The 25,099-nt window shown below is 72.0% G+C and carries 21 protein-coding genes and 1 pseudogene; 15 read left to right on the top strand and 7 right to left on the bottom strand.

Features of this window, described 5'->3' with window-relative positions; genetic code table 11:
* Positions 1 to 165 precede the first annotated feature (165 nt).
* The gene (locus tag ABZV78_RS25345; RefSeq protein WP_355642394.1) at positions 166 to 732 is read left to right on the top strand and encodes an adenine phosphoribosyltransferase; all 567 of its coding nucleotides are present in this window, start codon (positions 166 to 168) and stop codon (positions 730 to 732) included.
* A gap of 257 nt (positions 733 to 989) precedes the next feature.
* Positions 990 to 3,422 (top strand): bifunctional (p)ppGpp synthetase/guanosine-3',5'-bis(diphosphate) 3'-pyrophosphohydrolase, encoded by a 2,433-nt coding sequence (locus ABZV78_RS25340; protein ID WP_355642396.1) that lies wholly within the window; start codon positions 990 to 992, stop codon positions 3,420 to 3,422.
* Between the two features lie 71 nt (positions 3,423 to 3,493).
* Here the strand turns inward: ABZV78_RS25340 and ABZV78_RS25335 are convergent, their stop codons facing one another.
* Positions 3,494 to 4,333: a peptidylprolyl isomerase gene (locus ABZV78_RS25335; RefSeq protein ID WP_355642393.1), complete on the bottom strand. Its 840-nt coding sequence runs from the start codon at positions 4,331 to 4,333 to the stop codon at positions 3,494 to 3,496.
* A gap of 67 nt (positions 4,334 to 4,400) precedes the next feature.
* Entirely contained in the window at positions 4,401 to 5,270 is an 870-nt protein-coding gene (locus tag ABZV78_RS25330; RefSeq protein ID WP_355642391.1) for a peptidylprolyl isomerase, read from the bottom strand.
* A gap of 258 nt (positions 5,271 to 5,528) precedes the next feature.
* On the opposite strand from ABZV78_RS25330, the gene ABZV78_RS25325 reads away from it, so the two are divergent.
* The 3 genes from ABZV78_RS25325 to ABZV78_RS25315 are packed head-to-tail and all read left to right on the top strand — an operon-like array spanning position 5,529 to position 8,632.
* Positions 5,529 to 6,248, top strand: a complete 720-nt coding sequence (locus tag ABZV78_RS25325) for an MBL fold metallo-hydrolase (protein ID WP_355642389.1) — start codon at positions 5,529 to 5,531, stop codon at positions 6,246 to 6,248.
* A gap of 53 nt (positions 6,249 to 6,301) precedes the next feature.
* Positions 6,302 to 7,642, top strand: a complete 1,341-nt coding sequence (hisS, locus tag ABZV78_RS25320) for a histidine--tRNA ligase (protein ID WP_355642387.1) — start codon at positions 6,302 to 6,304, stop codon at positions 7,640 to 7,642.
* A 51-nt stretch (positions 7,643 to 7,693) separates the two neighbouring features.
* On the top strand, positions 7,694 to 8,632 hold the full coding sequence (locus ABZV78_RS25315; RefSeq protein ID WP_355642386.1) for an acyl-ACP desaturase: 939 nt from the start codon (positions 7,694 to 7,696) through the stop codon (positions 8,630 to 8,632).
* 11 nt (positions 8,633 to 8,643) lie between these two features.
* Here the strand turns inward: ABZV78_RS25315 and ABZV78_RS25310 are convergent, their stop codons facing one another.
* Complete coding sequence (locus ABZV78_RS25310; protein ID WP_355642384.1) at positions 8,644 to 10,032, bottom strand: hypothetical protein; 1,389 nt, start codon at positions 10,030 to 10,032, stop codon at positions 8,644 to 8,646.
* A 451-nt stretch (positions 10,033 to 10,483) separates the two neighbouring features.
* On the opposite strand from ABZV78_RS25310, the gene ABZV78_RS25305 reads away from it, so the two are divergent.
* Together ABZV78_RS25305 and ABZV78_RS25300 are read left to right on the top strand one after the other, a co-directional pair.
* Positions 10,484 to 12,535, top strand: coding sequence for a hypothetical protein (locus ABZV78_RS25305; RefSeq protein ID WP_355642382.1), 2,052 nt, complete (start codon positions 10,484 to 10,486; stop codon positions 12,533 to 12,535).
* Positions 12,528 to 14,159: a hypothetical protein gene (locus ABZV78_RS25300; RefSeq protein ID WP_355642380.1), complete on the top strand. Its 1,632-nt coding sequence runs from the start codon at positions 12,528 to 12,530 to the stop codon at positions 14,157 to 14,159. Before ABZV78_RS25305 ends, ABZV78_RS25300 begins: the two co-directional genes overlap by 8 nt.
* 51 nt (positions 14,160 to 14,210) lie before the next feature.
* On the opposite strand, the gene ABZV78_RS25295 is transcribed toward ABZV78_RS25300, so the two are convergent.
* Positions 14,211 to 14,732 carry a PaaI family thioesterase gene (locus ABZV78_RS25295; RefSeq protein ID WP_355642379.1) on the bottom strand — a complete coding sequence of 174 codons (522 nt, stop codon included), beginning with the start codon at positions 14,730 to 14,732 and terminating at the stop codon, positions 14,211 to 14,213.
* Between the two features lie 56 nt (positions 14,733 to 14,788).
* On the opposite strand from ABZV78_RS25295, the gene ABZV78_RS25290 reads away from it, so the two are divergent.
* Together ABZV78_RS25290 and ABZV78_RS25285 are read left to right on the top strand one after the other, a co-directional pair.
* Entirely contained in the window at positions 14,789 to 15,262 is a 474-nt protein-coding gene (locus ABZV78_RS25290; protein ID WP_355642377.1) for a helix-turn-helix domain-containing protein, read from the top strand.
* A 208-nt stretch (positions 15,263 to 15,470) separates the two neighbouring features.
* Positions 15,471 to 16,526, top strand: coding sequence for a S1 family peptidase (locus ABZV78_RS25285; protein WP_355642376.1), 1,056 nt, complete (start codon positions 15,471 to 15,473; stop codon positions 16,524 to 16,526).
* 103 nt (positions 16,527 to 16,629) lie between these two features.
* On the opposite strand, the gene ABZV78_RS25280 is transcribed toward ABZV78_RS25285, so the two are convergent.
* On the bottom strand, positions 16,630 to 17,316 hold the full coding sequence (locus tag ABZV78_RS25280; protein WP_355642374.1) for a DUF998 domain-containing protein: 687 nt from the start codon (positions 17,314 to 17,316) through the stop codon (positions 16,630 to 16,632).
* Positions 17,317 to 17,461: 145 nt separating this feature from the next.
* Between ABZV78_RS25280 and aspS the strand changes: the two genes are divergently transcribed.
* Positions 17,462 to 19,267, top strand: coding sequence for an aspartate--tRNA ligase (gene aspS / locus ABZV78_RS25275; protein WP_355642373.1), 1,806 nt, complete (start codon positions 17,462 to 17,464; stop codon positions 19,265 to 19,267).
* Positions 19,268 to 19,364: 97 nt separating this feature from the next.
* Here aspS and ABZV78_RS25270 read toward each other — a convergent pair whose 3' ends face one another.
* The gene (locus ABZV78_RS25270) at positions 19,365 to 19,961 is read right to left on the bottom strand and encodes a helix-turn-helix domain-containing protein (RefSeq protein WP_355642371.1); all 597 of its coding nucleotides are present in this window, start codon (positions 19,959 to 19,961) and stop codon (positions 19,365 to 19,367) included.
* Between the two features lie 192 nt (positions 19,962 to 20,153).
* Here ABZV78_RS25270 and ABZV78_RS25265 point away from each other — a divergent pair, with 192 nt between their 5' ends.
* Complete coding sequence (locus ABZV78_RS25265; RefSeq protein ID WP_355642369.1) at positions 20,154 to 20,711, top strand: hypothetical protein; 558 nt, start codon at positions 20,154 to 20,156, stop codon at positions 20,709 to 20,711.
* 34 nt (positions 20,712 to 20,745) lie between these two features.
* Here the strand turns inward: ABZV78_RS25265 and ABZV78_RS25260 are convergent, their stop codons facing one another.
* Positions 20,746 to 21,987 (bottom strand): low temperature requirement protein A, encoded by a 1,242-nt coding sequence (locus ABZV78_RS25260; protein ID WP_355642367.1) that lies wholly within the window; start codon positions 21,985 to 21,987, stop codon positions 20,746 to 20,748.
* Between the two features lie 169 nt (positions 21,988 to 22,156).
* Between ABZV78_RS25260 and ABZV78_RS25255 the strand changes: the two genes are divergently transcribed.
* The 4 genes and pseudogenes from ABZV78_RS25255 to ABZV78_RS25240 all read left to right on the top strand — a co-directional run.
* The gene (locus tag ABZV78_RS25255) at positions 22,157 to 22,966 is read left to right on the top strand and encodes a sugar nucleotide-binding protein (protein WP_355642366.1); all 810 of its coding nucleotides are present in this window, start codon (positions 22,157 to 22,159) and stop codon (positions 22,964 to 22,966) included.
* 68 nt (positions 22,967 to 23,034) lie between these two features.
* Positions 23,035 to 23,628: a helix-turn-helix domain-containing protein gene (locus tag ABZV78_RS25250; RefSeq protein WP_355642364.1), complete on the top strand. Its 594-nt coding sequence runs from the start codon at positions 23,035 to 23,037 to the stop codon at positions 23,626 to 23,628.
* On the top strand, positions 23,625 to 24,998 hold the full coding sequence (locus ABZV78_RS25245) for an MFS transporter (protein ID WP_355642362.1): 1,374 nt from the start codon (positions 23,625 to 23,627) through the stop codon (positions 24,996 to 24,998). Before ABZV78_RS25250 ends, ABZV78_RS25245 begins: the two co-directional genes overlap by 4 nt.
* Positions 24,922 to 25,099 (top strand): annotated as a pseudogene (locus tag ABZV78_RS25240) (hypothetical protein); the annotation flags it as partial. The gene ABZV78_RS25245 and the pseudogene ABZV78_RS25240, both read left to right, overlap by 77 nt.

Raw genomic sequence — 25,099 nt, 5'->3', positions numbered from 1 at the left:
CCGCGGCGCCGGGGGCGGGCGCCCCGCCGGCGGCGGGGGCAACCGGCCCGGTGGCGCGAAGCGCCGCTGACCGCACACCCGGTAGAGATCGACCCGGCGGCGTCCGCCATGCTGTGAAAGCGGCATGACGGACGCCGCCGCCGTTCGAGAGGACATGGGACGCACGTGACGGAGACCCACACCACCGGGGTACGGGGAGACAGCGGCCCGGAGGTCGCCCGACTGGTCGCCAGCCGGGTGCTGGACGTGCCGGACTTCCCGAAGCCCGGGGTCATGTTCAAGGACCTGATGCCGCTCTTCGCCGACGGCACGGCCTTCCGCGAGGTGATCGACGGGATCATCGCGCACCACGGGCGGGACTCGTTCGACGCGGTGGTGGGCATCGAGGCGCGCGGGTTCGTGCTGGCCGCGGCCATCGCCTACGCCACCGGGGTCGGCGTGGTGCCGGTGCGCAAGGCCGGCAAGCTGCCCCGGGCCACCCACTCGGCCTCCTACGCCCTCGAATACGGCGAGGCGACCCTGGAGGTGCACCAGGACGCCTTCACGGCCGGCCACCGGGTCCTCGTCCTCGACGACGTGCTCGCCACCGGTGGCACCGCCGAGGCCACCCTCGACCTGGTCGAGCGGGCCGGCGGCACGGTGGCCGGCTTCACGGTGCTCATGGAGTTGGGCTTCCTCAAGGGGCGCGAGCGGCTCGCCCCGCGTCCGGTCCATGCCCTGCTGACCGTTTGAGCCACCGGCCCGTCGGGCCGACCCGGGGCGGTCCGTCCGGCGGAGCGGCGGCGTACCCTGCGTACGGGTAGCATTGCCCTTTGCTTGACCGGGCGGGTGACCGCCCGGCGGTGCGGGGCCGCCGGGGCCGCGAGGCCCCCGGCGACCGGCGCGGAACAACTCCGGCCCCTCGGCCGGTTGGACAGGACGTCGGCCGGACGGCCGGCGCATCCCGGCGAGCGGTGAGGAGGCCGGTGTCCCACGATGTCGTCCCTCCGGTGGAGGGCACGGTGCACCCGACAGGCGACGCGGACGGCTCGGTGACCGAGCGGAGCGGCAACCCGCCGGCACCGCTGACCGGGCCGGACGGGAAGGCGGACGGCGGGGCGGTCGTGGTGCCGTTCCCGACCGACGGCGCGGCGGACCCCACGTCCGGCGGCGGCTTCGCCCTTTCCAACGCGCCGACCGGCCGCCGGGTGCGCGCCCGGCTGGCCCGGTTCAACGCGCCCTGGCAGACCTCGCAGGTCAGCGAGGTGCTGGAGCCGCTGATCGCCACCCACCGCGAGAACCACCCCAAGGCCGACGCCCGGCTGCTCCAGCGCGCCTTCGACACGGCCGCGCGCTGGCACTCGGGTCAGTACCGCAAGTCCGGTGACCCCTACATCACCCACCCGCTCGCGGTGGCGACCATCCTGGCCAACCTGGGCATGGACACCACCACGCTGGTCGCGGCGCTGCTGCACGACACGATCGAGGACACCGAATACACCCTCGACCAGATGCGCGCCGACTTCGGCGGCGAGGTGGCCCTGCTGGTCGACGGCGTCACCAAGCTCGACAAGGTCAAGCTGGGCGACGCGGCCAAGGCGGAGACGATCCGCAAGATGGTCGTGGCCATGGCCAAGGACCCGCGGGTCCTGGTGATCAAGCTGGCCGACCGGCTGCACAACATGCGTACCCTGACCTTCCTGCCCCGCCCCAAGCAGGAGCAGAAGGCCAAGGAGACGCTGGAGATCCTCGCCCCGCTGGCCCACCGCCTCGGTATGAACACCATCAAGTGGGAGCTGGAGGATCTCGCCTTCGGCACGCTGTTCCCGAAGCGGTTCGAGGAGATCAACCGGCTGATCGGCGAGCACCAGCCGCAGCGCGAGGCGCTGCTGCGCCAGGTGACCCAGAAGGTGTCCACCGACCTCAAGGCCGCCAAGATCAAGGCGGAGACCACCGGCCGGCCGAAGCACCTCTACTCGATCTACCAGAAGATGATCGTGCGGGGGCGCGACTTCAACGACATCTACGACCTGGTCGGGGTGCGGATCCTGGTCGACACGGTGCGCGACTGCTACGCGGCGCTGGGCGTCATCCACGCCAACTGGCAGCCGGTGCCGGGCCGGTTCAAGGACTACATCGCCATGCCCAAGTTCAACATGTACCAGTCGTTGCACACGACGGTCATCGGGCCCACGGGCAAGCCGGTGGAGATGCAGATCCGCACCTACGCGATGCACCGCACCGCCGAGTTCGGCATCGCCGCGCACTGGAAGTACAAGGAGCACAAGGGCGTTCCGGTGGTCGGCCCGCCGGCGCACATCGACGAGATGACCTGGCTGCGTCAGCTGCTGGACTGGCAGCGGGAGGCGGCGGACCCGAGCGAGTTCCTCGACGCGTTGCGATTCGACCTGTCCAGCCAGGAGGTGTACGTCTTCACCCCGAAGGGTGACGTCATCCCGCTGCCGACGGGTTCGACGCCGGTGGACTTCGCGTACGCGGTGCACACCGAGGTCGGGCACAAGTGCATCGGCGCGCGGGTCAACGGCAAGCTGGTGCCGCTGGAGTCGACGCTGTCCAACGGCGACGTGATCGAGATCTTCACGTCGAAGTCCGACACGGCCGGCCCGACGCAGGACTGGCTCGGCTTCGTCAAGAGCCCGCGCGCCCGCACCAAGATCCGGCAGTACTTCAACAAGGAGCGGCGCGAGGAGGCGATCGAGGCCGGCAAGGACTCGATCGTCAAGGCGATGCGCAAGCAGGGCATGCCGTTGCAGCGGATGCTCACCTCGGACGCGCTCATGGCGATCGCCCGGGACCTGCACCTGGCCGACGTGGCCTCGCTCTACGCGGCCGTCGGCGACAGCCAGGTCTCCGCCCAGTCGGTGGTGCAGAAGCTGATGGCCGCCTACGGGGGTGAGGAGGGCGCGGCGGAGGACATCGCCGAGACCGCCGTCGCCACCCGGCCGCCGCGCAGCCGGCAGAGCAGCAGCGACCCGGGTGTGGTGGTCCGGGGGGTCAGCGACGTCTGGATCAAGCTGGCGCGCTGCTGCACCCCGGTGCCGCCGGACGCGGTGTTCGGCTTCGTCACCCGTTCCGGCGGGGTCAGCGTGCACCGGGACGACTGCGCCAACGCCGAGGACCTGCGCGCGCAGAGCGAGCGGGTGGTCGAGGTGAGCTGGAAGCTCACCTCCGCCTCGACCTTCCTGGTGGCCATCCAGGTGGAGGCCCTCGACCGGCACAAGCTGCTGGCCGACGTCACCCGGGTGCTCTCCGACGAGCGGGTCAACATCCTCTCCGCGACCGTCACCACCACCCGCGACCGGGTGGCGGTGAGCCGGTTCAGCTTCGAGATGGCCGACCCGAAGCACCTGGGGCACCTGCTGGCCGCGGTCCGCAAGGTCGACGGCGTCTTCGACGCCTACCGGGTCACCTCGGGCGCCTGAGCCCACCGGAGCACACGGAAAAGCGCCCGCCGGCGGTCAGCCGGCGGGCGCTTTCGCGTCGTACGGGCGGGTCAGCCGCCCTGGATGTCGCTCATGCTCAGCTTGTTGATGACGATCTCCTTCTTCGGGTGACCGCCACCGGCCTGCTGGGCGAAGGCGCCGTCGTCACCGGCCGCGGCGACCTGCTTCACCAGGTCCATGCCGCCGGTGATGGTGCCCAGCACCGTGTAGTTCGGGTCAAGCTGGGAGTCGCCGTACACGATGAAGAACTGGCTGCCGGTGCTGCCCTGCTGGCCGGAGTTGGCCATCGCGATGACGCCCTCCGGGTAGGCGGGCCGCTTGTCGGTGGGCAGGTTCTCCTCGCCCAGGCTGTAGCTCGGGCCGCCGGTGCCGTCGGTGTCCCGCCAGCCCGTGCCGGTGGCGCTCGGGTCGCCGCACTGGAGCACCTTGATGCCCTGGGTGACAAGGCGGTGGCACTTGGTGTTGTCGAAGAAGCCCTTGCTGGCCAGGTGGGTGAAGCTGCCGGCGGTGCACGGCACCTTGCTCCGGTCGACCTTGGCGGTGATCGGGCCCAGGTTGGTGTCGATCGTCATCGTCTGGGTGCCCTTGTTGGCCTGCTGGTTCTGGGGCAGCCCGACGTCCTTGATCTGCTTCGGCCGCCCGTCCTTGGGGATCTCGTTGAACACGCACTGCGAGGCGCCCGCGGTGGTGGCGGTGTTCTGCTTGTCGTCGTCACCGCCGAGCGAGGTGGCGAGCCAGACGGTGCCGGCGACCACGAGCACCAGCACGGCCGCGGCGCCGACGATGGCCTGGGTCTGCCGGCGCTTGCGGGCCTTGGCGGCGCGCTCGGCCATCTCCCGCTCGAGGCGGGCCCGCGCCGCCGCGCGCTGCCGCTCTCTCGTGGACGTCACGGTCACTCCTCACATGCTTCTCGGGTACGGCGGTGCTCGCCGCTGCTCAGGGTGGGGCGGGGCCGGGTCAGCCGGCGCTGGGGCTCGCCGCCGGCGCGCTCGTGGCGGCCGGCGCGGCGTTCGGCTCGCCGACGGTGAGGCTCTGGATCACCACGTCCGTCTTCGGCTTGACCTTGGCCCCGCTCCCATTGTCCACGGTCGGCAGGGCACCGAGCTTGTCCACCACGTCGAGGCCGCCGGTGACCTTGCCGACGACGGTGTACGCCGGCTTGGCCGGGTTGAAGTCCTTGAAGAAGATCAGGAACTGGCTGCCGTTGCTGCCCGGCGGGTTGCCGATCATGGCGACCGTGCCCTTCGGGTACGCCGGGGCCTGCGCGGGCGCGGGCGAGGCGGACGGGCTGGCCTCCGGCGCGGTGGGGACGTTCTCGTCGTAGAACGAGTAGGTCGGGCCGCCGATGCCGCTGCCGCTCGGGTCGCCGCAGCGCAGCGCCCCCTCGGTGGTGATCTCGTGGCACTTGGTGTTGTCGTAGAACGACTTGCCGGCCAGGAACGAGATGCTGGCCGCGCCGCACGGGGCGGCGGCCAGGTCCAGGTCGGCGGTGATCGGGCCGCCCTGGTTGGTGGTGATCGTCATGGCGCGCGTGCCGGAGGTGGGCAGGCCGGTGGTGGCCGGGGTGCTGACGTCCTTGAGGTTGGTGTTGGCGGTGGCGTCCTGCGGCGTCCAGAGGCAGGTGTCCTCGGCGGCCTGCTTCTTCGGCTCGGAGTCGAAGGCGCCGAGCGCCCAGGCCGACCCGGCCACGATCAGCGCGAGCACCACGGCGGCGCCGACGCCGGCCTGGATCTGCCGGCGGCGCTTGGCGGCCGCGGCCCGCCGGGCGAGCTGCCGGTCGAGCTTGGCCCGCGCCAGTTTGCGCTGCCGGTCCCTGCTGGAAGCCACCCGTGCTCCCCTTCCTCTACCCTGGTCCTCGCCGGCGCCGGGCGCTGCCACCCGTCTGCTGCGGGGGTGCGCCACGCCACACGCCCGCCAGAGTGTACGGGTACCGGCTGTGAAAGTGGTGTACGAGGTCCGGCCTCGGCTTATCGGGCGTTGTCACTGTGCCTGGCGGGGCGACTGGGGCCGGTGGTCCGCGAAACCGGGTGGCCCGTGCGACTAGGCTGCTGACAGGGACGACGACCGGACGGAAGGGGAGCGGACGTGCTCGTGGCCGGCTTTCCCGCGGACGCCTTCGGCACCAACTGCTACGTGGTGGCGACCGCGCCGGGGGAGCAGTGCGTGGTGGTCGACCCCGGCATCGGGGTGCTCGACCGGCTCGACGCCGTGCTCGCCGAGCACCGCCTGCACCCGGCCGCCGTGCTGCTCACCCACGGCCACCTCGACCACACCTTCTCGGTGGCCCCGGTCTGCGGCGCGCGGGGCATCCCCGCCTACGTCCACCCGGAGGACCGGGAGCTGCTGGCCGACCCGGCCAAGGCGCTCTCGATGGACCTCACCCAGCTCTTCGGCGGCCGGCTGCCGTACGCCGAGCCGGACGACGTGGCGGAGCTGACCGACGGCGCGACCCTGTCGCTGGCCGGGTTGGAGATCACCGTCGACCACGCCCCCGGCCATACCGGCGGGTCGGTGCTGTTCCGGATGCCCGGCGCCGGCTCGCCCTGGGAGGCCGAGCAGATCTGCCTCTCCGGTGACGTGCTCTTCGCCGGCTCGATCGGCCGCACCGACCTGCCGGGCGGCAGCATGCCCCGCATGCTGGCCAGCCTCCGGGAGAAGGTCCTCCCGCTGGCCGACGACACCGTCGTCCTGCCCGGCCACGGCCCACAGACCACCATCGGTCGCGAGCGCGCGACCAACCCGTACCTCGTCGAGGTGTCGGGCACCGGCGGCGCGCGCCCGGCAACGCCCGCCCGCGGCCTGTAGCCGCACCCACGACCTCCCCGCGCGGGTCCCGCGCGGGACGCAAGGAGTACGCCATGAGCAAGCCCACGCCCATCTCCGGCTTCCCGGAGTGGACGCCCGCCCAGCGCATGATCGAGCAGTTCGTGCTCGACCGGATCCGCGCCACCTTCGAGCTGTACGGGTTCGCGCCGCTGGAGACCCGCTCGGTCGAGCCCCTCGACCAGCTGCTGCGCAAGGGGGAGACCTCGAAGGAGGTCTACGTGCTGCGCCGGCTCCAGGCCGACACCGACGGTCCGGCCGGCGACGACGCCCTCGGCCTGCACTTCGACCTGACCGTGCCGTTCGCCCGGTACGTGCTGGAGAACGCCGGGAAGCTCCAGTTCCCGTTCCGCCGCTACCAGATCCAGAAGGTGTGGCGGGGCGAGCGCCCGCAGGAGGGGCGCTACCGGGAGTTCCTCCAGGCCGACATCGACATCGTCGACCGGGACACCCTGCCGGCCCACTACGAGGCCGAGATGCCGCTGGTGATCGGCGACGCGCTGCGCTCGCTGCCGATCCCGCCGGTGCGGATCCAGGTGAACAACCGCAAGATCTGCGAGGGCTTCTACCGGGGCGTCGGGCTGACCGACCCGGAGGCGGCGCTGCGCGCGGTCGACAAGCTCGACAAGATCGGCCCGGCGAAGGTCGCCGAGTTGCTGGCGGAGACCGCCGGGGCGAGCGAGGCGCAGGCCAAGGCGTGCCTGGCGCTGGCCGAGATCTCCGCGCCGGACGCCTCGTTCGCCGACGCGGTGCGCGCCCTCGGGGTGACCGACCCGCTGCTCGACGAGGGCATCGCGGAGCTGACCGCGGTGGTGGAGACCGCCGCCGCGCACTCGCCCGGCCTCTGCGTGGCCGACCTGCGGATCGCCCGCGGCCTGGACTACTACACCGGCACGGTCTACGAGACGCAGATGATCGGCTACGAGCGGTTCGGCTCGGTCTGCTCCGGCGGCCGGTACGACAACCTGGCCAGCTCCGGCACCACCCGCTTCCCCGGCGTGGGCATCTCGATCGGGGTGACCCGGCTGCTCGGCCTGCTCTTCGGCGCGGGCGCGCTGTCGGTCTCCCGGGACGTGCCGACCTGCGTGCTGGTCGCGGTGACCACGGAGGAGGAGCGGCCGGCCAGCAACAAGGTCGCCGAGGCGCTGCGCTCCCGGGGCATCCCGACCGAGGTGTCCCCGAGCGCGGCGAAGTTCGGCAAGCAGATCCGGTACGCCGAGCGGCGCGGCATCCCGTACGTGTGGTTCCCGGGCGCCGAGGGCGACGAGGTGAAGGACATCCGCTCGGGCGAGCAGGTGGCCGCCGCGGCGGGGGAGTGGACCCCGCCCCGGGCCGACCTGAAGCCGCTGGTCGGGCCGGCCGCCGCTGGCGCCTGACGACGATTGGACCTACGGTGGCGTAAGTTACGCCACCGTAGGGAGATCGTCGTGACCGTGCTCAGCCAGACCGCCCTGCTCCTCGAACTCGAACCCGTGGTCGAGAAGAACCTCGACCGGCACCTGTCGCTGGCCAAGGAGTGGTTCCCGCACGAGTATGTGCCGTGGAGCGAGGGGCGGACCTTCGCCGGCCCGCTCGGCGGTGAGCCCTGGGTGGAGAGCGACTCGACGCTTCCCGAGGTGGCCCGGACCGCGCTGATCGTCAACCTGCTCACCGAGGACAACCTGCCCTCGTACCACCACGAGATCGCGACGCTGTTCGGGCGGGACGGCGCGTGGGGGACCTGGGTGCACCGGTGGACCGCCGAGGAGGGGCGGCACGGCACGGCGATCCGCGACTACCTCACGGTGACCCGGGCGGTCGACCCGGTGGCCCTGGAGCGGGCCCGGATGACCCACATGTCGGCGGGCTATGTCAACGCCCACGACGACGAGGTGCTGCACTCGCTGGCGTACGTCTCGTTCCAGGAGTTGGCCACCCGCATCTCGCACCGCAACACCGGCCGGGCGACCGGCGACCCGACCTGCGAGGCGCTGCTGGCCCGGGTGGCCGCCGACGAGAACCTGCACATGGTCTTCTACCGCAACCTGCTCGGCGCGGCCTTCGAGCTGGCCCCGAGCCAGGCCATGCGGGCCGTGGCCGACGTGCTGGCCGAATTCCAGATGCCGGGGGTGGGCATCGAGGGCTTCGCCCGCAAGTCGGTGGCGATCGCCCTGGCCGGCATCTACGACCTGCGCCAGCACCGGGACGAGGTGGTGGTCCCGGTGCTGCGCCAGTGGAACCTGTTCGAGGCGACCGGGCTGGACGCCGACGGCGAGGCCGCCCGCGACCAGATCGCCGCCCAGCTGGACACCCTGGAGACCCAGGCGTCCCGCTTCGAGGAGAAGCGCGCGGCCCGCAACGCCCGCCTCGCCCGCGCCACCCCGTGACAGCGGGAGGTTCACCGAACGGCACTGTCCGCGATCCGCCTGGGCAGGTTGAGCCACCAGAAGGCGGCGGCCCGCGACTCGGCGGGGACGTCGGGTTGGCGGGTGACTTTGCGCAGCATGGGTTCGTTGCGGGTCACCCCGAGCGCGTAGACGAGCGCAGCCAAGGCGACGTTGTGCGCATTTCCGGCGCTCATGCGGGCTGCGACAGCGTGGTGCGCGATGGCTCGGAGCCAGAATGTGTCCGGGCTGCGGCCACCCATGTGGCCGATCGCACGGGTCGCTGCCACCATGACGGTCGGGCGTACTCCGGCGGCGGTGATGAGCCGCTCTACCAGTGGTCGCTGCTCCTGACCGCCGACGACGCGCAGCGCCTCGAGGATCGCCTGAACTGTCTCCGTGCGGTGGTCAGCGGTGGCAAGCTCCGCCGTGAGGGCGGCCGCGAGCGGCTGGCGGTACGGAGCCGCCGAGAGCAGCATTGCGGCGTACAGCCGGACATCGAGCACGGGATGAAAGAGCATCTCGTCCACCAGTACCGGGAGCAACTGGTCGCGGAAGTGGGGCGCCTCCCGCTGCAGGCCGGCAACGGTCGAGCCGACGATGCGGACGACGGTCGTCTGGGCCGTCTCCCGCCCGACCACTCGCCCGGCCTCCAACATGTGCCGCAGCAGGCGATCAGCGGCGGCCACCCGGCGGAGGTGCGTCCGGTACCGGACGGCGAGTTCCGTCGGCAACCGGCGGAGCAGCTCGACTGCGAGCGGCCGCGCGTCTTCGCGGGCGGTAGGGTCCTCGAGAAGGGTGTTGACCACGGGCACCAGGCGAAGCAGTTGCGGCGCGGTGAAGTGCCCGTACCGCAACTTGCGAACGCAGCCGAGAAGAGCGCCGTACCGGGCCAGGTCGTTAGTGGGGTCGACCAGTTGACGCAGCAGATGGCTGCCGGCGTCGGGATGCGCGCTCGCGTCCAGCACGCTCACGGGTTCCACGAAGACCTGGTTGGACCGGTCCGCGGCCAGATTGGCGCAAGCGGCGATCGCCGCTTGCTGACCAACCGGATGGGCCAGCAGCCGGTTCAGCGCTTCGTATCGCTGCATCCAGGGCACGCCGTCCGCGATGATGGTCTCGGCGAGCAAGCGTTCCGCGATGCGGTCCCAGAGCGACGCTGGGGCGATGACGCCGCGTGGCGAGGCTGCCAGGTCGGCGGTCAACCGGTCCCACTCGGCTCCAGCCATCAGGTCGTCGGAGAGCGCCCGATCGAGCAGTTGCTCGACCCGCCCCGGTCGCCGCGGTCCGCGCCCGAGCCGCGGCTTCGGGGTGATGAAGGGCGCCGAGTAGCGATAAACGGTGTCCGTGACGGCGACAAGTGAGTTCGGTGGTAGGTCGAGCAGCTGCTCGTAGCGCTGCACGGCTCGATGCGGAGCTCGCACCGCCCCTGTCTCCCACCGGGAGATGCGGGAAACAGTGGTGTCCTCGTTCCAACAGCCGCCCCGGAACATTTCAGCGAAACGAACCGCGGCCGTCCACTTGTCGGGGCCGCCGTAGAGCCGGTTGACACGTAGCAGCCAGGCTGTCCGGTCCTGTTGCGGGGCCCAACCGGGGCGGGTGGACGGCTGGGGAGACCGGGGCGGCCGGCCGCGCTGGCCTGGCACTCGCCCCTCGCTTGCCATGAGGAATTTATTGCATGGGCGAATCCAGCGTGCAACGTTCTCGCTACTAACCGACACGACACGTACGGTTGACTGACCGGTCACTCTGTTTCCGCAGCTTCCCGTTCGCGCCCCATCGAATCGCCCCTTCGCGCAGCGCTCCACCGGGGGTACCGGTCGCCGCCGCTCGCACTCGGGTGCAGGAGGACGGATGAGCAGGATTTCCGCATCGCCGCAAGAGCCCAGTAGGAATACGTCGCGGGGACAGCTTCGTGTCCCCCGACCTCGCCAGCCCAACGGCGCTTCCGGCGCCGCCGCCGCCCGGCTGATCGGCATGACGTCGCTGAAACAGGCGATCCGCACGGTGCCCGTACCCGGCGCACCGCCGCCGTTGTCGCGCGAGGCAGCCGCAGTCGGTCTCGCCTTCCTCGACATGGCACTCCGGCAGAACCACATCCGTCGCCTCACCGAGCGGCTTTCGCTGGTCGAGCATGGCCTGGCCAGCCGGACAACCGAGGTGGACGTCCGGCTGAGCCTGCTCAACCACGGCCAACGGGAGGCCAGCCAGCTGTTTCAGCGGCTGAGCAGCCGTAGCGCCCGCAGCAGGGAGGAAGAGCAGAACGCCAGTCCGACCATCTGGGTGCCGGTGACCCGAATTTCTCGACTCAGCGTCTCCCCGGTCGACGTAGTGGACGCTGCCGGTACGAAGCTGCCTCGACTCACTCAGTACGAGACCTCCCGGTTGCTTGCCTCCGGCCTGTACCGGCTGCTTGCAGGCACCCTCTCCAGCCAGCCCGAGACTCGGCAGGATTCACCGTTGAGTCAGTTGCTGTTCCACCAGGACCAGGCACGCTGGCTGATCCAGGCGGCGCTCATCGCCTTGCTCACCGAGCGCAGCCGCTCGTTGACGACCGGGGGCGATGATCGCGGCGAGCCCCACGACGACCACGACGACCAGCGGTGCCGGGCTCTGGCCCTCTCGGTGCTCCGAGACTACGAACAGCAGCTCGTGCCATACGCAAACCTGCTGGATGTGGCCGTCAACGACTACCTTCTGGTCGCGGCGCTGGACCTGACAAGGGACGACCATCTGCTCAGCTACGACGCGCCGGTGCACACCCGCACCGAGCGGGCGGCGGCCGACCTTGACCCGTTGCGCCGATCCAGTCCGGCGCGCTATCAGGTCCGCTACGTGGCCCGCATACCGGCGAGCCTGCGCTCCTATCACGTGGTCGCGGAGACCGAGCCCGGTGTCCACATCGAAGCGATGTCGATGGTCACCAACGCGGACGAATCGACGGCCAAGGATCTTACGCGGGATCTCCGGTCGCTCGCGGAGCGCTGGCGGAAACCTCGCCCCGGCATACCGGCAAGGAAGCGGCTGCTGGAGCTCGAGTTGCAGAGCGCCCTTGGACGCCTTTCGGAACTGGTGCGAACTCGGCGGTGGGACGCCAGCCAGGCCGGGCTCGACCTGCCGGATTCCACTCTGCGGAAGAGCCGGCAGCTTTCACGCCTCTATCTGGCGGACCACGGCCTGGCCCATAGTGAGCGCGACAACCAGTCCCTCCTGGACAGTGCCGCCCTGACTGCGGACGACCTCGAACTCGTCGCCCGGGAAGTCGAGGAACAGCAGGTGGGGTCCGATTTCTCGGTGGAGAACGACCCGGCGAGCAGCCGTGCACATGCATACTGGCGGCGCAGTTCCTCCCGTACCCCGCGGGCCGAGCACACCACCGTGGTGTGCACCCTGAGGCTGCGAGACGCCACTGGAGCACGTCCCGGCAGCGTGATGGCGTACGCCTTGGTGGTGGCAGCCACCGTCTACCTCGTCGGCTGTCTCCTGGATCGCAGCCTGTGGCCGTACGACAGTTCAGCGGAACCACCGGCGAACGCCGACGCGGTCGTTGCCGTCCTGCTGCTCGTGCCGGGATTCCTGTACACGCGCCTAGACCTGCCACTGCGTCACACGATCCTCGGTCATTTGAGGTGGGCCTCCCGCTGGCTGGCCCACCTGTCGATCGGCTCTGCGGTCCTCGCTGCCGCTGCGGTGGCGTCCGGCGTCGGGAGTTGGTTGTTGACGGCGAGCATGGGGGTTGCCACCGGGTTGCCGCTGCTCGCCGCGCTCTTGTTGGGCCGTCCCGCCGGGCAGCAGCGAAGTCCCCTGGCCGTCAGGCTGTCCGCGCCACGTTGGCTCCAGCCGCCCGGCTGGCGTGAGGTGCCGCCGGACGCCGTCTTCTACTCGTCGGGATCCGATCATGAATGAGCTAGAAGAACTTGCCTCTCCGGCCGCGCTTGCCGACCTGGCCCGGGCCGGTCATCTAATGGCGCGGCAGTCCTTCATGCAGGTCACGTTCGAGGTGCACCACGTGGAGGACCGCGGCGGTTACCTGCGCGAGCTGCTCAGCCAGCGGGTCGAGGATGGTAGGAAGAATGCCCCGGCCGAGGGCGAGCCGGCAGAGCGCGTGGCGGACGTCCCTCGAGAGACACTTTCCTCGGCGGCCAATGGCGTCGGACTGGTGATCGGCACCTACGCCGGCGCGCTGCCGCCCGAGATGGAAGACCGACGACAGGGCAGCGACCTCCCGGTGGCCCTGCGCGTCCAGGGTGGTCCCTCGCACGCCCGCTTGTTCCAGGGCACTGCCTCACCCAACCCCAGCTTCATCTACGAGTCGGTGCACGCCTTCGAGGGCATGATCGTGATCGGCGAGCGGATCGACGAGTGGTCGAACTTTCATGGGCGGGCCGTCGCCGAGGCGATCGCGGAGATCTCGGCCGCCGCGACTGATCGGGGCGCACCGCTGCTGTCGCTGCAGTCCCCAGTCCAGTTGCCAGCCGACCGGGATCAGGGGGAGTGGCCGGTGCCCGCTGCCATCGCGGTGCGGTTCTCCATGGCGCTGAGGCACTCGGGCGCCGATGTACGCCTCGACCTCGCCGAGCGGTTCGCGCGCTACGCGGACGAGCGCGGGTACGGGTTCTGGGTGGCCGACTCCCGGCCAGGTCACCGTCAGGGAAACTGGTGCCTCGTGCAGCCACCGGACAAGGTCAGGGCGGACCAGTCCGCCGAGTGGGGGCATTGCGACGACATCATGCCGACGTATTGCCTGCCGATCACGTTCGTCGGTCCCGCACACGTCGGCTCCACCAATGCCATCATGTCGTACCTGCGAGAATTTCCGGATCTGGGAGTGCTGGCCAGCTCGATCATCTCGCTCGACGACCTGGCCTTCATTCACTTCCAACTGGCAGTGAACCGCCTTCCCGTCGGAGGGATTTCGCAGTTCGAGGCCGACCTGGACGCCGTCATTCCCTCCCGGCACGTCGACGACACCGACGGCCGGACCAGCGCCCCGCAGTACCTGCTGCCGAAAATCCTGCCGCTCGTGACCGGCAGCGTGGGCAAGCCGAGGGACGAGAAGCTGGCCCGGATGATTGACCGCGCCGGGAACTATCAGTCGCTGACGGGGCCAGCGCTGCGGGTCCGTTTCGCCGAGCGGGACGGCCGAGTGCCCCTGTGGTTCTCCTGGCAGGCGGCCGACACCGACGACGGTCTAGCCGTGCCCCTCATCGCTCTCACCGACGCGCTCCGGGCGATCGGGCTGGTGCCCGCCGATGACACCGGCCGGAACCCGAGGCATCCCAACCTGGACTACCTGGTCTGCCGCGAGGTCGGGGAGTCCACCCTTCGCGGCAAGGGCAAGATCTCACTGCCGCGGCATGTCCTGCACGACAATGCGGAGCCCAACCTCGAGACGATCCGGGCGAGGCTCTGCACCAGCCTGGAGGACGCCTGGCGGGCGGCACTACGTCGCCAATCGCTGCCGGGCGGAGTCGAGGTCGCGGTGGCGTGGGCTGAATTCCGCCTCAACAACTGGACCGCTGCGCTCTGACCGGCTCAAAATGCGAGGCAGCCGGCTCCTCGGACACCAGGGGCGCCGCTCCTAGGCCCCGGTTCGAGGGGGCTGGTCGAGGGGGAACAGCAGGCAGCTTGACGTGGCGTGGGCGACCAGCCGGTTCTGCGCGTCGGTCAGCCGGGCTTCCGCCAGGGCGGTGCGGCGGCCCCGCTGGAGCACGGTGCCCTCGCAGCGCAGGGTGCCGCTGGCCACGGTGACCGGGCGGAGGAACTTCACGTTCAGGTCCAGCGAGGTGTAGCCGACGCCGGCCGGCAGGGTGGTGTGCACGGCGCAGGCGGCGGCGGTGTCCAGCAGCGTGGAGAGGACGCCGCCGTGCACGGTGCCCAGCGGGTTGTAGTGGAACTCCTGCGGCACCAGCTCGACCGCGACGCGGCCCTCGTCGGCCTCCATCCGGGCCATGTCGATCAGGTGCATGACCGGCGGCGCGGCCAGCTCCCCGGCGATCATCGCGCGCAGCAGCTCCAGGCCGCCGCGCCGGCCGATGTGGGCGGCGCCGGCGACCGGGTCGGACCAGGTGAAGGTGCGGCTGCGCTCCTGCGTCTGTGTCATGGACTCAGCCTCGCAGCGCGTTGCTGAGTCTGTCAATCAGACCTAGCCTGGTCGGCATGAGACCCGCGGCACTGGACTGGTCGGTGGAGAACTGCACGATCGCCCGCGCCATGGAGGTCCTCGGCGAGCGGTGGACCCTGGTCGTGCTCCGCGAGGTCTTCAACGGCGTGCGCCGCTTCGACGACATGCGGGTGCGCACCGGCATCCCCCGACAGGTGCTCACCAACCGGCTGGCCATGCTGGTCGAGCAGGGGGTGCTGCGCCGGGAGCCGTACCGGGAGCCGGGCAGCCGGCTGCGGCACGAGTACCGGCTCACCGACAAGGGGCTCGACCTCTGGCCCGTGCTGGTGGCGGTGCTCGGCTGGGGCGACCGCTACCTGGCCGACCCGGACGGCCCGCCGCTGGCCGTGGCCCACCGCGACTGCGGCGCCGAGGTACGGGTGGCGCTGCGCTGCGCCGAGGGGCACGAGCTGACCGACCCGCGCGACGTGCTGCCGCGCCCCGGTCCGGGTGCCCGCCGCCGGGACTGAACGGCCGGCCGGCTCTGACAGCCGATGTCGATGATGTTGCTTCGCGGTTACATCGTGCGGGCCTGCGAATTCGGGCAAAGCCACGTCTTGATTAGGATCTTAAATATGTGAATACTTGGGTCGCCCGGCCGGTTTCCCCAGGTCGGCCGGGTTGTCCCCGGGCGCGTCCGCATGACAGTGCCCGTCACCCCCATCCGGAGGTTGTTACATGCGACCCACGAGGTCCACGCTCCGCCGCGCCGTTGTCGTCGCCGTGGCCGGCACCCTGGTCACCGGTTCGCTGCTCGGCGCACCCGCCCATGCGGCCCCCGCCTCGCCCGCGTCGCCCGACGCCGCCGCCGCCCTCGCCACGAAGCTCGGTGACCGCGCCGCCGGCGCGTACGCCGACCGCAGCGGCACCATGGTCGTCGCGGTGACCGACGCCGCGGCCGCCCGCCAGGTGCGCGCCGCCGGCGCCACCCCGAAGCTCGTCACCCGGGGCGCCGACAAGCTCGCGGCCGCCACCAACGAGCTGGAGCGCTCCGCCAAGATCCCCGGCACCGCCTGGTGGACCGACCCGGCCACCAACCAGGTCGTCGTCTCCGTGGACAGCACCGTCACCGGCGCCAAGCTGGAGCGGGTCAAGGCCGCCGCCGCGCGCACCGGTGGGGCGGTCCGGATCGAGGCCGAGACCGGCGTGCTCAGCACCCGGATCTCCGGCGGCCAGGCGATCTACGCCGGCGGCGGCGGGCGCTGCTCGCTCGGCTTCAACGTGCGCGCCGGCAGCACCTACTACTTCATCACCGCCGGGCACTGCACCAACATCTCGTCCAGCTGGTACAGCAACTCCGCCCAGACCAGCCTGCTCGGCACCCGCGCCGGCACCAGCTTCCCCGGCAACGACTACGGCATCGTGCGGTACAGCAACCAGACCACCGCGCAGCCGGGCAACGTCTACCTCTACAACGGCAGCTACCAGGACATCACCGCGGCCGGCAACGCGTACGTGGGCCAGAGCGTCCGGCGCTCCGGCAGCACCACCGGCGTGCGCAGCGGCTCGGTGACCGCCCTCAACGCCACCGTGAACTACGCCGAGGGCAGCGTCTCCGGCCTGATCCGCACCACCGTCTGCGCCGAGCCCGGTGACAGCGGCGGCTCGCTCTTCGCCGGCAGCACCGCGCTGGGCCTCACCTCCGGCGGCAGCGGCAACTGCTCCTCCGGCGGCACCACCTTCTTCCAGCCGGTCACCGAGGTGCTGAGCCGCTACGGCGTCAGCGTCTACTGATCGACCGACGCGAGCGGGCCGCCGGGCGACCGGCGGCCCGTTCCGCGTCTCCGGCCCACCGGCACCGCGCCCCACCGGCACCGCGGCCCGCCGGCGGGGTGGGTCAAGTGACCGGCGCGTCCGGCCGGGCGGGGTCGGTCACCGGCGGGTCCGGTCGCCGTGCCGACCAGTGGCCGTGGGCCCGGCGGGCGGAGAGGACGGCGGCCAGCGGCCAGAGCGCCACGGCCAGCGCCGCCACCCGCTCGGCCAGCCCGGTCCGCGAGCCGCCGGTCACCTCGACGACGAACCAGCCGAAGAGGACCAGCAGCAGCGCGGTCGCGGCCAGCGCCACCGGCCGGCGGAACGCCCACGGCGGCGTGCCGGCAGGCGACGCGGCCACGCCGCGCCGGACGGCCCGGGGCAGCCGCAGCGCCGACCCGGCCGGCCAGAGCGACAGGGCGAGCACCGCGACGGTGGCCACCGTCCCGTGCGCCGGGGAGCCGCCGACCTGCGGCCGGGGAAAGGCGATGAGCGCGATGGTGGCCATCCCGCCGACCGCGAGCAGGAACCGGCTGGGCAGCCCGGCCGCGTGCAGGACCAGCGCGGTGCCCAGGTAGCAGCAGCCCAGCAGCACCAGGCAGCCCGCCATCAGCCACGAGTCGGTCGCGCCCTCCCCGGCCAGCTCGCTGATCGTGTCCCGGACCGGGTCGTAGCCGGGCGGCTGCCGGGCGCCCGCCACCGTCCAGCCCGCCACCAGTAGGACAGGCGCCGCCGCGGCCGTCGCCACGGCCCAGCTCGGTACGGCACGCACCCGGCCACGGTAACCGCCCGGCCCGGCCCCGGCCCGTGGTTCGCCGCGCCCCGGACCGGTGGGCCCGGCGGGTGCCCGGGAGCCGGCCTGTCCGTCCTGACAGAATGCGGGGAGCAGACGTGGACCAGATGAGGAGACGCAAGCCGTGATCCGTACCCACAATGCCGGAAGCCTGCGCGCTGCGGACGCCGGCTCGACGGTGACGCTCGCCGGGTGGGTGGCCCGCCGGCGCGACCACGGCGGTGTCATCTTCGTCGACCTGCGCGACGCCTCGGGCGTCGTGCAGGTGGTCTTCCGCGAGGAGGACGCGCACGCGCTGCGCAACGAGTTCTGCGTCAAGGTGACCGGCGAGGTGACCCGCCGCCCCGAGGGCAACGAGAACCCCGACCTGCCCACCGGCGAGGTCGAGGTGACCGCGACCGCGCTGGAGGTGCTCTCCGAGGCCGCGCCGCTGCCGCTGCCGGTCGACGACCAGATCGAGGCCGGCGACGACATCCGGCTCAAGTACCGCTACCTCGACCTGCGCCGCGGCGGCCCGGCGAAGGCCATGCGGCTGCGCTCGCGGGCCAACCAGCTCGCCCGCACGGTGCTGCACGAGCGGGACTTCCTGGAGATCGAGACCCCGACGCTGACCCGCTCCACCCCGGAGGGCGCCCGCGACTTCCTGGTCCCGGTCCGCCTCCAGCCGGGCAGCTGGTACGCGCTGCCGCAGTCGCCGCAGCTGTTCAAGCAGCTGCTCATGGTCGGCGGCATGGAGCGCTACTACCAGATCGCCCGCTGCTACCGGGACGAGGACTTCCGCGCCGACCGGCAGCCGGAGTTCACCCAGCTCGACATCGAGATGTCCTTCGTCACCGAGGACGACGTGATCGACCTCGGCGAGGCGATCGTCGCGGCGCTCTGGTCCGACCTGGCCGGCTACGAGATCCCCCGGCCGATCCCGCGGATCACCTGGCACGACGCCATGTCCCGCTACGGCTCCGACAAGCCGGACCTGCGCTACGGCGTCGAGCTGACCGAGCTGACCGACTACCTGCGCGGCACCGAGTTCCGCGTCTTCGCCGGCGCGATCGACGCGGGCGGCTACGTCGGCGCGGTGGTCATGCCGGGCGGCGCGAGCCAGACCCGCAAGGAGCTGGACGGCTGGCAGGACTGGGCCAAGGCGCGCGGCGCGCGGGGCCTGGCCTACGTGGTGCTCGACGCGGAGACCGGCGAGCCGCGCGGCCCGGTGGCAAAGAACCTCTCCGAGGCGCACCTGGCCGGCCTGGCCGACGCGGTCGGCGCGAAGCCGGGCGACGCCGTCTTCTTCGCCGCCGGCACCGACACCCGGGAGGCGCAGGAGCTGCTCGGCGCCGCCCGGATCGAGATCGCCAAGCGGGCCAAGCTCGTCGACGAGAGCGCCTGGGCGTTCTGCTGGGTGGTCGACGCGCCCATGTTCGAGAAGACCGACGAGGGCGGCTGGACCGCCGTGCACCACCCGTTCACCTCGCCGAACGCCGAGTGGGTGGACCGGTTCGAGGAGGCGCCGGACCGGGCGCTGGCCTACGCGTACGACATCGTCTGCAACGGCAACGAGATCGGCGGTGGCTCGATCCGTATCCACCGCGGCGACGTGCAGCAGCGGGTCTTCGACCTGCTCGGCATCACGGCCGACGAGGCGCAGGACAAGTTCGGCTTCCTGCTGGAGGCGTTCAAGTACGGCGCCCCGCCGCACGGCGGCATCGCCTTCGGCTGGGACCGGGTCTGCATGCTGCTGGCCGGCGCCGACTCGATCCGCGAGGTCATCGCCTTCCCGAAGACCCGCGGCGGCTTCGACCCGCTGACCGGCGCGCCGACGCCGATCACCGCGCAGCAGCGCGCCGAGGCGGGCATCGACGCCAAGCCGAAGGCGCCGACCGGCCCGCACGCCGGCACCGCCGGCCCGGCCGCCCCGGTGGCCGACCCGACCTGATCCGCCGCTCCTCGCCGTCGATCATGAGGTTGGCCGGGGCCGTCCCGGTCTCCTCATGATCGGCGCCTGCGAGGGGTGGTCGGGAGAGCCGAGCAGCTCAGGACGGCCGGTGTGCGGAGTGGGCGCGGATGAGTCCCTCGACACCGCGGAGGAAGGTCTCGGAGATCAGCGCCGGGTCGAAGAGGCAGCCGGCCGCCATGGCGCCGTCGCGGAGCATGACGAACTGCCGCGCGGCCGCCTCGGCCTCGGTTTCCTGGATCCTCGCCAGCACCGTGTTGATCGTGTCGAGGAACCACTGTCGGTGCGCGAGGACGGCCTGGTGCACAGGATGGTCCGGGTCGGGATACTCCGCCACGGCGTTCAGGAAGGCGCAGCCGCGGAAGCCGGCGGACCGGATGTCCCGGGCGATCGACTCCGCGACGGCCCGGAGTGCGTCGGTCGCCGGCAGGTCGGCGGCGAAGGCCCCGTCCACCTGGTTACGGATGGCGTGATCGGCCGCCCGCAGATAGGCGAGGACGAGATCCTCCTTGCCCGGGAAGTGCCGGTAGAACGTGGCCCGGGTCACCTTCGCCTCGGCGATGATCCGATCGACACCGACCGAGTGGATTCCCTCCGCGTAGAAAATCCTGGTCGCGGTGGCGAGAAGCCGCTGCCGCGCCTCGGACGGGCGGGCGCCGGAGTCACTGCGTGCCATGAGCCCACCCTAACGAACAGAACGTTCGGTCCCTGCTTCCGACCGGCAGGTGGGTAGAACGTTCGGTCTTGACGAGGCGTCGCCCGGTCGCTATCTTGACGACGAGACAGAACGTTCGTTCTACCTGGTGGTGTTCCGGCCGCCCGCCCTGCCGGTCGCGGGCCCCCTCCGGGCGCCATCGAAAGGATGACCATGACCACCGTTGCCGCCCCCAGCATCTCGACGACGGCGTCCGCCCTGCGGCGGCTGTACTTCGTCCGCTTCGCCTTCGCCATCGTCTGGGCCGGCGTGGCGTTTGCGCTCGCCGGAGACCTCGACCCTCTCGCCGTTACGCTCTTCGTGATCTACCCGCTGTTCGACGTGGCCGCCGCCGTCGTCGACGCCCGCGCGTCGCGCGCCACCGGGTCGCCCGCTCTGCTGTACGTGAACATCGTGGTCAGCCTGCTCGCCGCGATCGGCCTGGCCGTCGCCGGCACGTCCGGCATCCCGGCGATGCTGCGCGTCTGGGGTGCCTGGGCGATCGTCGCCGGGCTTGTGCAGCTGATCGTGGGTGTGACCCGCCGCAGCATGGGCGGCCAGTGGCCGATGATCATCAGCGGTGGGCTCTCCCTGCTCGCCGGCGGGTCGTTCGTGGCGGCCGCCTCGGCGGACAACCCGGCGCTGACCAACGCGATCGGCTACGCCGTCCCCGGCGCGGTCTTCTTCCTCATCTCGGCCGTCCGCCTCGGCCGCGCCGCGAAGGTGAGCTGACCCGGCGAACGGCCGCTGACCGCATGCCGCCGGGTCACGCCTCGGAGTCGCGATCGCCGGACGCCGACTCCTCCCGCGCGACCGAGGAGGCGGAAGGCTCCAGCGGCCGTCCCCGGCTCAGCAGGGCGTCGAGTAACGCGACCAGGGCCAGCACTCCGGCCACCACGCTCAGCCCGACCATCGGTGCCCAGCGGGCCAACGCCGGCGTGAACAGCAGCAGGGCCACCAGGCCGATCACCCGGGACTCGGAGACCCGGCCGAAGATCTCGTATTCCAGCAGCGTACGGGCGACGAGGAACAGCACCGGGCCGCCGACCACGAACAGGAGCAGACCGGGCCGCGGCGGCCCGAACGGATGATCGATCACCAACTCGTAGCCGACCGCGGTGACGAGCACGCCGAGCACGATCAGCAGGTGCGCCCGTTCCGACACCGTGCCCAGCCGGCCGGGCATTCCCGCCCGGCCCAACGCCTCGGGCAGCAGCAGGCCGGCGCGGTGGAAGTAGATCCGCCAGAGCAGCGCGCTGGTGGCGAACGCGACCCCGAAGGCCGCGGCCCGCACCGAGGAGTAGTCCGTGCCGCCGAAAACCGTGCTGATGACCAGGATCGTCTCGCCGAGTGAGACGAGGAACATCTGTTGGTGGCGATCGGCGAGATGCGTCCCGGCGATCCGCCAGCGGTGCACCGCCGAGGCTCCGAGCCGCGGCACCGGCCAGCCCAGGGCCCAGGCGAGGTAGTCGACAGCGAGGGCGGCAGCCCACAGCGGCAGGCGAAGTGTGTCGGGGCCCAACGCGCCGGCCAGCCAGAGCGGCGCGCTCGCCGCGGCCCATGCGGCAAGCCGGAACGGCACCAGACGTCGCGGGTGGCCACGCAGCGCGGCGGCGACCACCAGCGGTCGCACCACCATCACCACCAGGTACGCGGCCGCGAACGGCAGCGCTCGCTCCTCCAGGGCGCGTGGCAGCGTCACCGCCATGACCAGGCCGGCGAACATGGTGCCGACCACGACGGCCTGGATGATCGACCGTTCTGGTTCGTAGCGACTGGTGATCCAGACGGTGTGGGACCAGATCAGCCAGAGCGCCAGGAAGAGCAGCAGGGTGCGGCCGAGCCCCGCGACGAGCGCCCAGCCGGTGTCATCGCTCAGGTCGACGAACCGTTGCGTGACCCGGGTGAGAGCCACGACGAAGGCCAGGTCGAAGAAGAGCTCCAGGAAGGTGGCACGACCCGAACTCGTGGGAGGGCGCAGCAGGCCGGCCCCTCGTCCCGCCGCCATCGTCGCCTCCGTCCACCCTCACCGCACCAACGAGCCAGCCGCCGGAGACGTCGCGTCGGCCTCGGCGGCGTCGCCCGCACCCCGCCGCGCGCCCGGTGGCCGACCTGATCCTGACTCGACGAAGGGCCCGCGTCATGATGGCGCGGGCTTTCGACGTCTGGAGGACGGGATGAACCTGCTCGTGGTGGGGGCCAGCGGCTTCCTCGGTGCCGAGGTGTGCCGGCAGGCGGTCGCGGCCGGGCACCGGGTGGTCGGCACGTACCACTCGGCCGCCGTCGCGGTGCCGGGCGTCGCGCCGCGCCGGCTCGACGTCACCGACCGGGCCGCCGTGCGCGCGCTGCTGACCGAGGTACGCCCCGACGCCGTCGTGGCCACCCCCTACCGGTACGACGACTGGACGGTCACCGCGGATGGGGCGGCCCACGTCGCGTCCGCCGCCGCCGAGGTGGGGGCGCGGCTGGTGCACCTGTCCAGCGACGCGCTGCACGCCGGCCGGCCGACGCCGTACGCCGACGACGACGTGCCCACGCCGCTGCACCCGTACGGGGCGGCGAAGGCGGCGGCCGAGACGGCGGTGCGCGCGCTCGATCCGGGGGCGGTGCTGGTGCGGACGTCGCTGATCGTGGGGGAGGGGAGCAAGCAGATCCAGCTCTGTCGGGACGCCCTGGCCGGTCGGGCCGTCCTCTTCAGCGACGAGCTCCGCTGCCCGATCCACGTGACCGACCTCGCCGCCGCGGTGCTGGAACTGGTGCCCACCGACCTGGCCGGCCCGCTCAACGTGGCGGGGCCGGAGGCGGTCAGCCGCGCCGAGATGGGGCTGCTCGTGGCCCGGCACGACGGCCTCGACCCGGCCGGCCTCAAGACCACGACCATCGCCGGGGCCGGCCTGCACCGTCCCGCCGAGGTGCGCCTCGACTCGTCCCGGGCGGCCGGCCTGCTGCGTACCCGGCTGCGCGGGGTCACCGAGGTGCTGGCCTGATCCCTCTGTGCACAGTTTCTGTGCACAACTCTTGTGCATAGAAACTGTGCACGGATATTGTGCAAGGCATGGAGAACGAAGCGCCGCGTCCCGAGCCGCGCGAGGTGCGGCTGGACCACCGACAGGTGCGGGTGCTGGCCCACCCGCTGCGGATGCGCCTGGTCGGCGCGCTGCGGGTGAAGGGCCCGTCGACCGCCACCGCCCTCGCCGACCTGCTCGACACCAACACCGGCGCCACCAGCTACCACCTGCGCCAGCTCGCCGAGGTGGGGCTGGTCGTGGAGGACCCGGACCGGGGCACCGGTCGGCAGCGGTTCTGGCGGGCCGCGCACGACGTCACCAACTGGGAACCGAGCGACTTCGACGACGACCCGGACGCCCGCGCCGCGATCGACTGGATCCAGGGCGACCAGGTGCGTCACCTGGCCGAGCACGCGGAGCGGTGGTTCGCCGCGCAGAACGAGTGGTCGCCGGCCTGGCGGGACGCCTTCGGCATGGGCGACATCTTCATGGCCATCCCGGCCGCCCGGCTGGAGGCCCTCAAGGCCGAGCTGTGGCAGGTCCTGGAGCGGTACCGCAACGAGGCCGACCCGGCTGAGCCCGGCGCCGAGCAGGTGCAGCTGTGGCTCGCGGCCTACCCCCTGCCGAAGGAGTTCCGGTGACCACTCTGTCCGTACGCCAGGTCCGGTTCCGCTACCTCACCCTCTACGGGCTGCGCTGGCTGCCCACCGGCCTGCTCATCCCGGTGATGATCCTGCTCATGCAGGAACGCGGCCTGTCGCTGTCCCAGATCGGACTCGTGGCCACCGCGCAGGGCCTGGTCGTGCTGGCGCTGGAGCTGCCCACCGGTGGTCTCGCCGACGCGCTCGGTCGCAAGCCGGTGCTGGTCGTCGCCTGGGTGGTCTGCCTGGTCTCGCTGGTGCTCTTCGTGGTCGCCGACTCGTTCTGGATGTTCTTCCTGGTCTGGGCGTTGCAGGGGATCTACCGGGCGCTCGACAGCGGCCCCCTGGAGTCCTGGTACGTCGACGCCACCCTGGCCGTCGACCCGGAGGCCGAGTACGAGCGCGGGCTCGGCTGGGCCGGCACCGTCATCGGCGTCGCCATCGGCGCCGGCGCGCTGCTCGGCGGCGGCCTGGTCGCGCTCGGGCCGGTCGGGCCGCTCAGCGCGCTGGCCCTGCCGGTGCTGGTGGCCATCGCCCTCCAGGCGGCCGCGCTGGTCGCGCTCACCGTGCTGCTGGTGGAACACCGGCCGGCCCAGGGCGCCGCCGCGGTGCGCGCCTCGGTGGCCGAGGCCCCCCGGATGGTCGGCCAGGCCGTCGGCCTGCTGCGCCGCAACCGGGTGCTGCTCGCGCTGGTCGCCGTCGAGCTGTTCTGGGGCTTCGGCATGATCACCTTCGAGTCGCTGCTGCCGGTGCGCCTCGCCGAGGTGGTCGGCGACGCCGACCGGGCCGCCGCGCTGCTCGGCCCGGCCAGCTCGGCGGCCTGGCTGGCCAACGCGGCCGGCGCCGCGCTGACCCCGCTGCTGCTGCGCCGGCTCGGCGCCGCGCCCGCCGCCGCGCTCATGCGGGTCCTCCAGGGCGTCACCGTGGTCGGGATGGGCCTGCTCGCCGGGCCGGTCGGGGTGCTCATCGCCTACCTCGCCTGCTACACCGTGCACGGCGCGTCGAACCCGCTGCACATGGGGCTGCTGCACCGGCAGGTCGACGGGCCGTACCGGACCAGCGTGCTCTCGCTGAACTCGATGATGGCCCAGCCGGCCGGCGCGCTCGGCGCGGTGGTGCTCACCGCTCTGGCCGACGCCACCAGCATCACGGTCGCCATGCTGGTCGGCGCCGTGGTGCTCGCCGTGGCCGCCCCGCTCTACCTGCCGGCCTGGCGGGCCGGCCGCCGGGCGTCGGCGGAGGAGCCCGATGCGGGCGAGCGCGGTCCCGGTGAGTCGGCCGCAGGCCCGGGCCATCCCGGCCCGGCGCTCGACCCCGCCGGCCCGGTCGACCCGGTCCCGGTCGCCGTCTCACCCGCCCGCCCGGACTGACGGCGGCGCCGCCCGGGACGCCCGCGCGGCCCTCCAGCACGTCGTCCTGCGCGGCGGCATCGCGTACGAGCGGATGGTGCTGGCCTGGCTCGACGACGTCC

It is taken from the genome of Micromonospora sp. NPDC004540 (genome assembly GCF_040610095.1).
In the GTDB taxonomy this organism is placed as follows: domain Bacteria; phylum Actinomycetota; class Actinomycetes; order Mycobacteriales; family Micromonosporaceae; genus Micromonospora.
Note: the sequence above shows the minus strand (reverse complement) of the source record. Positions and strands in the feature narration are given on the sequence as shown.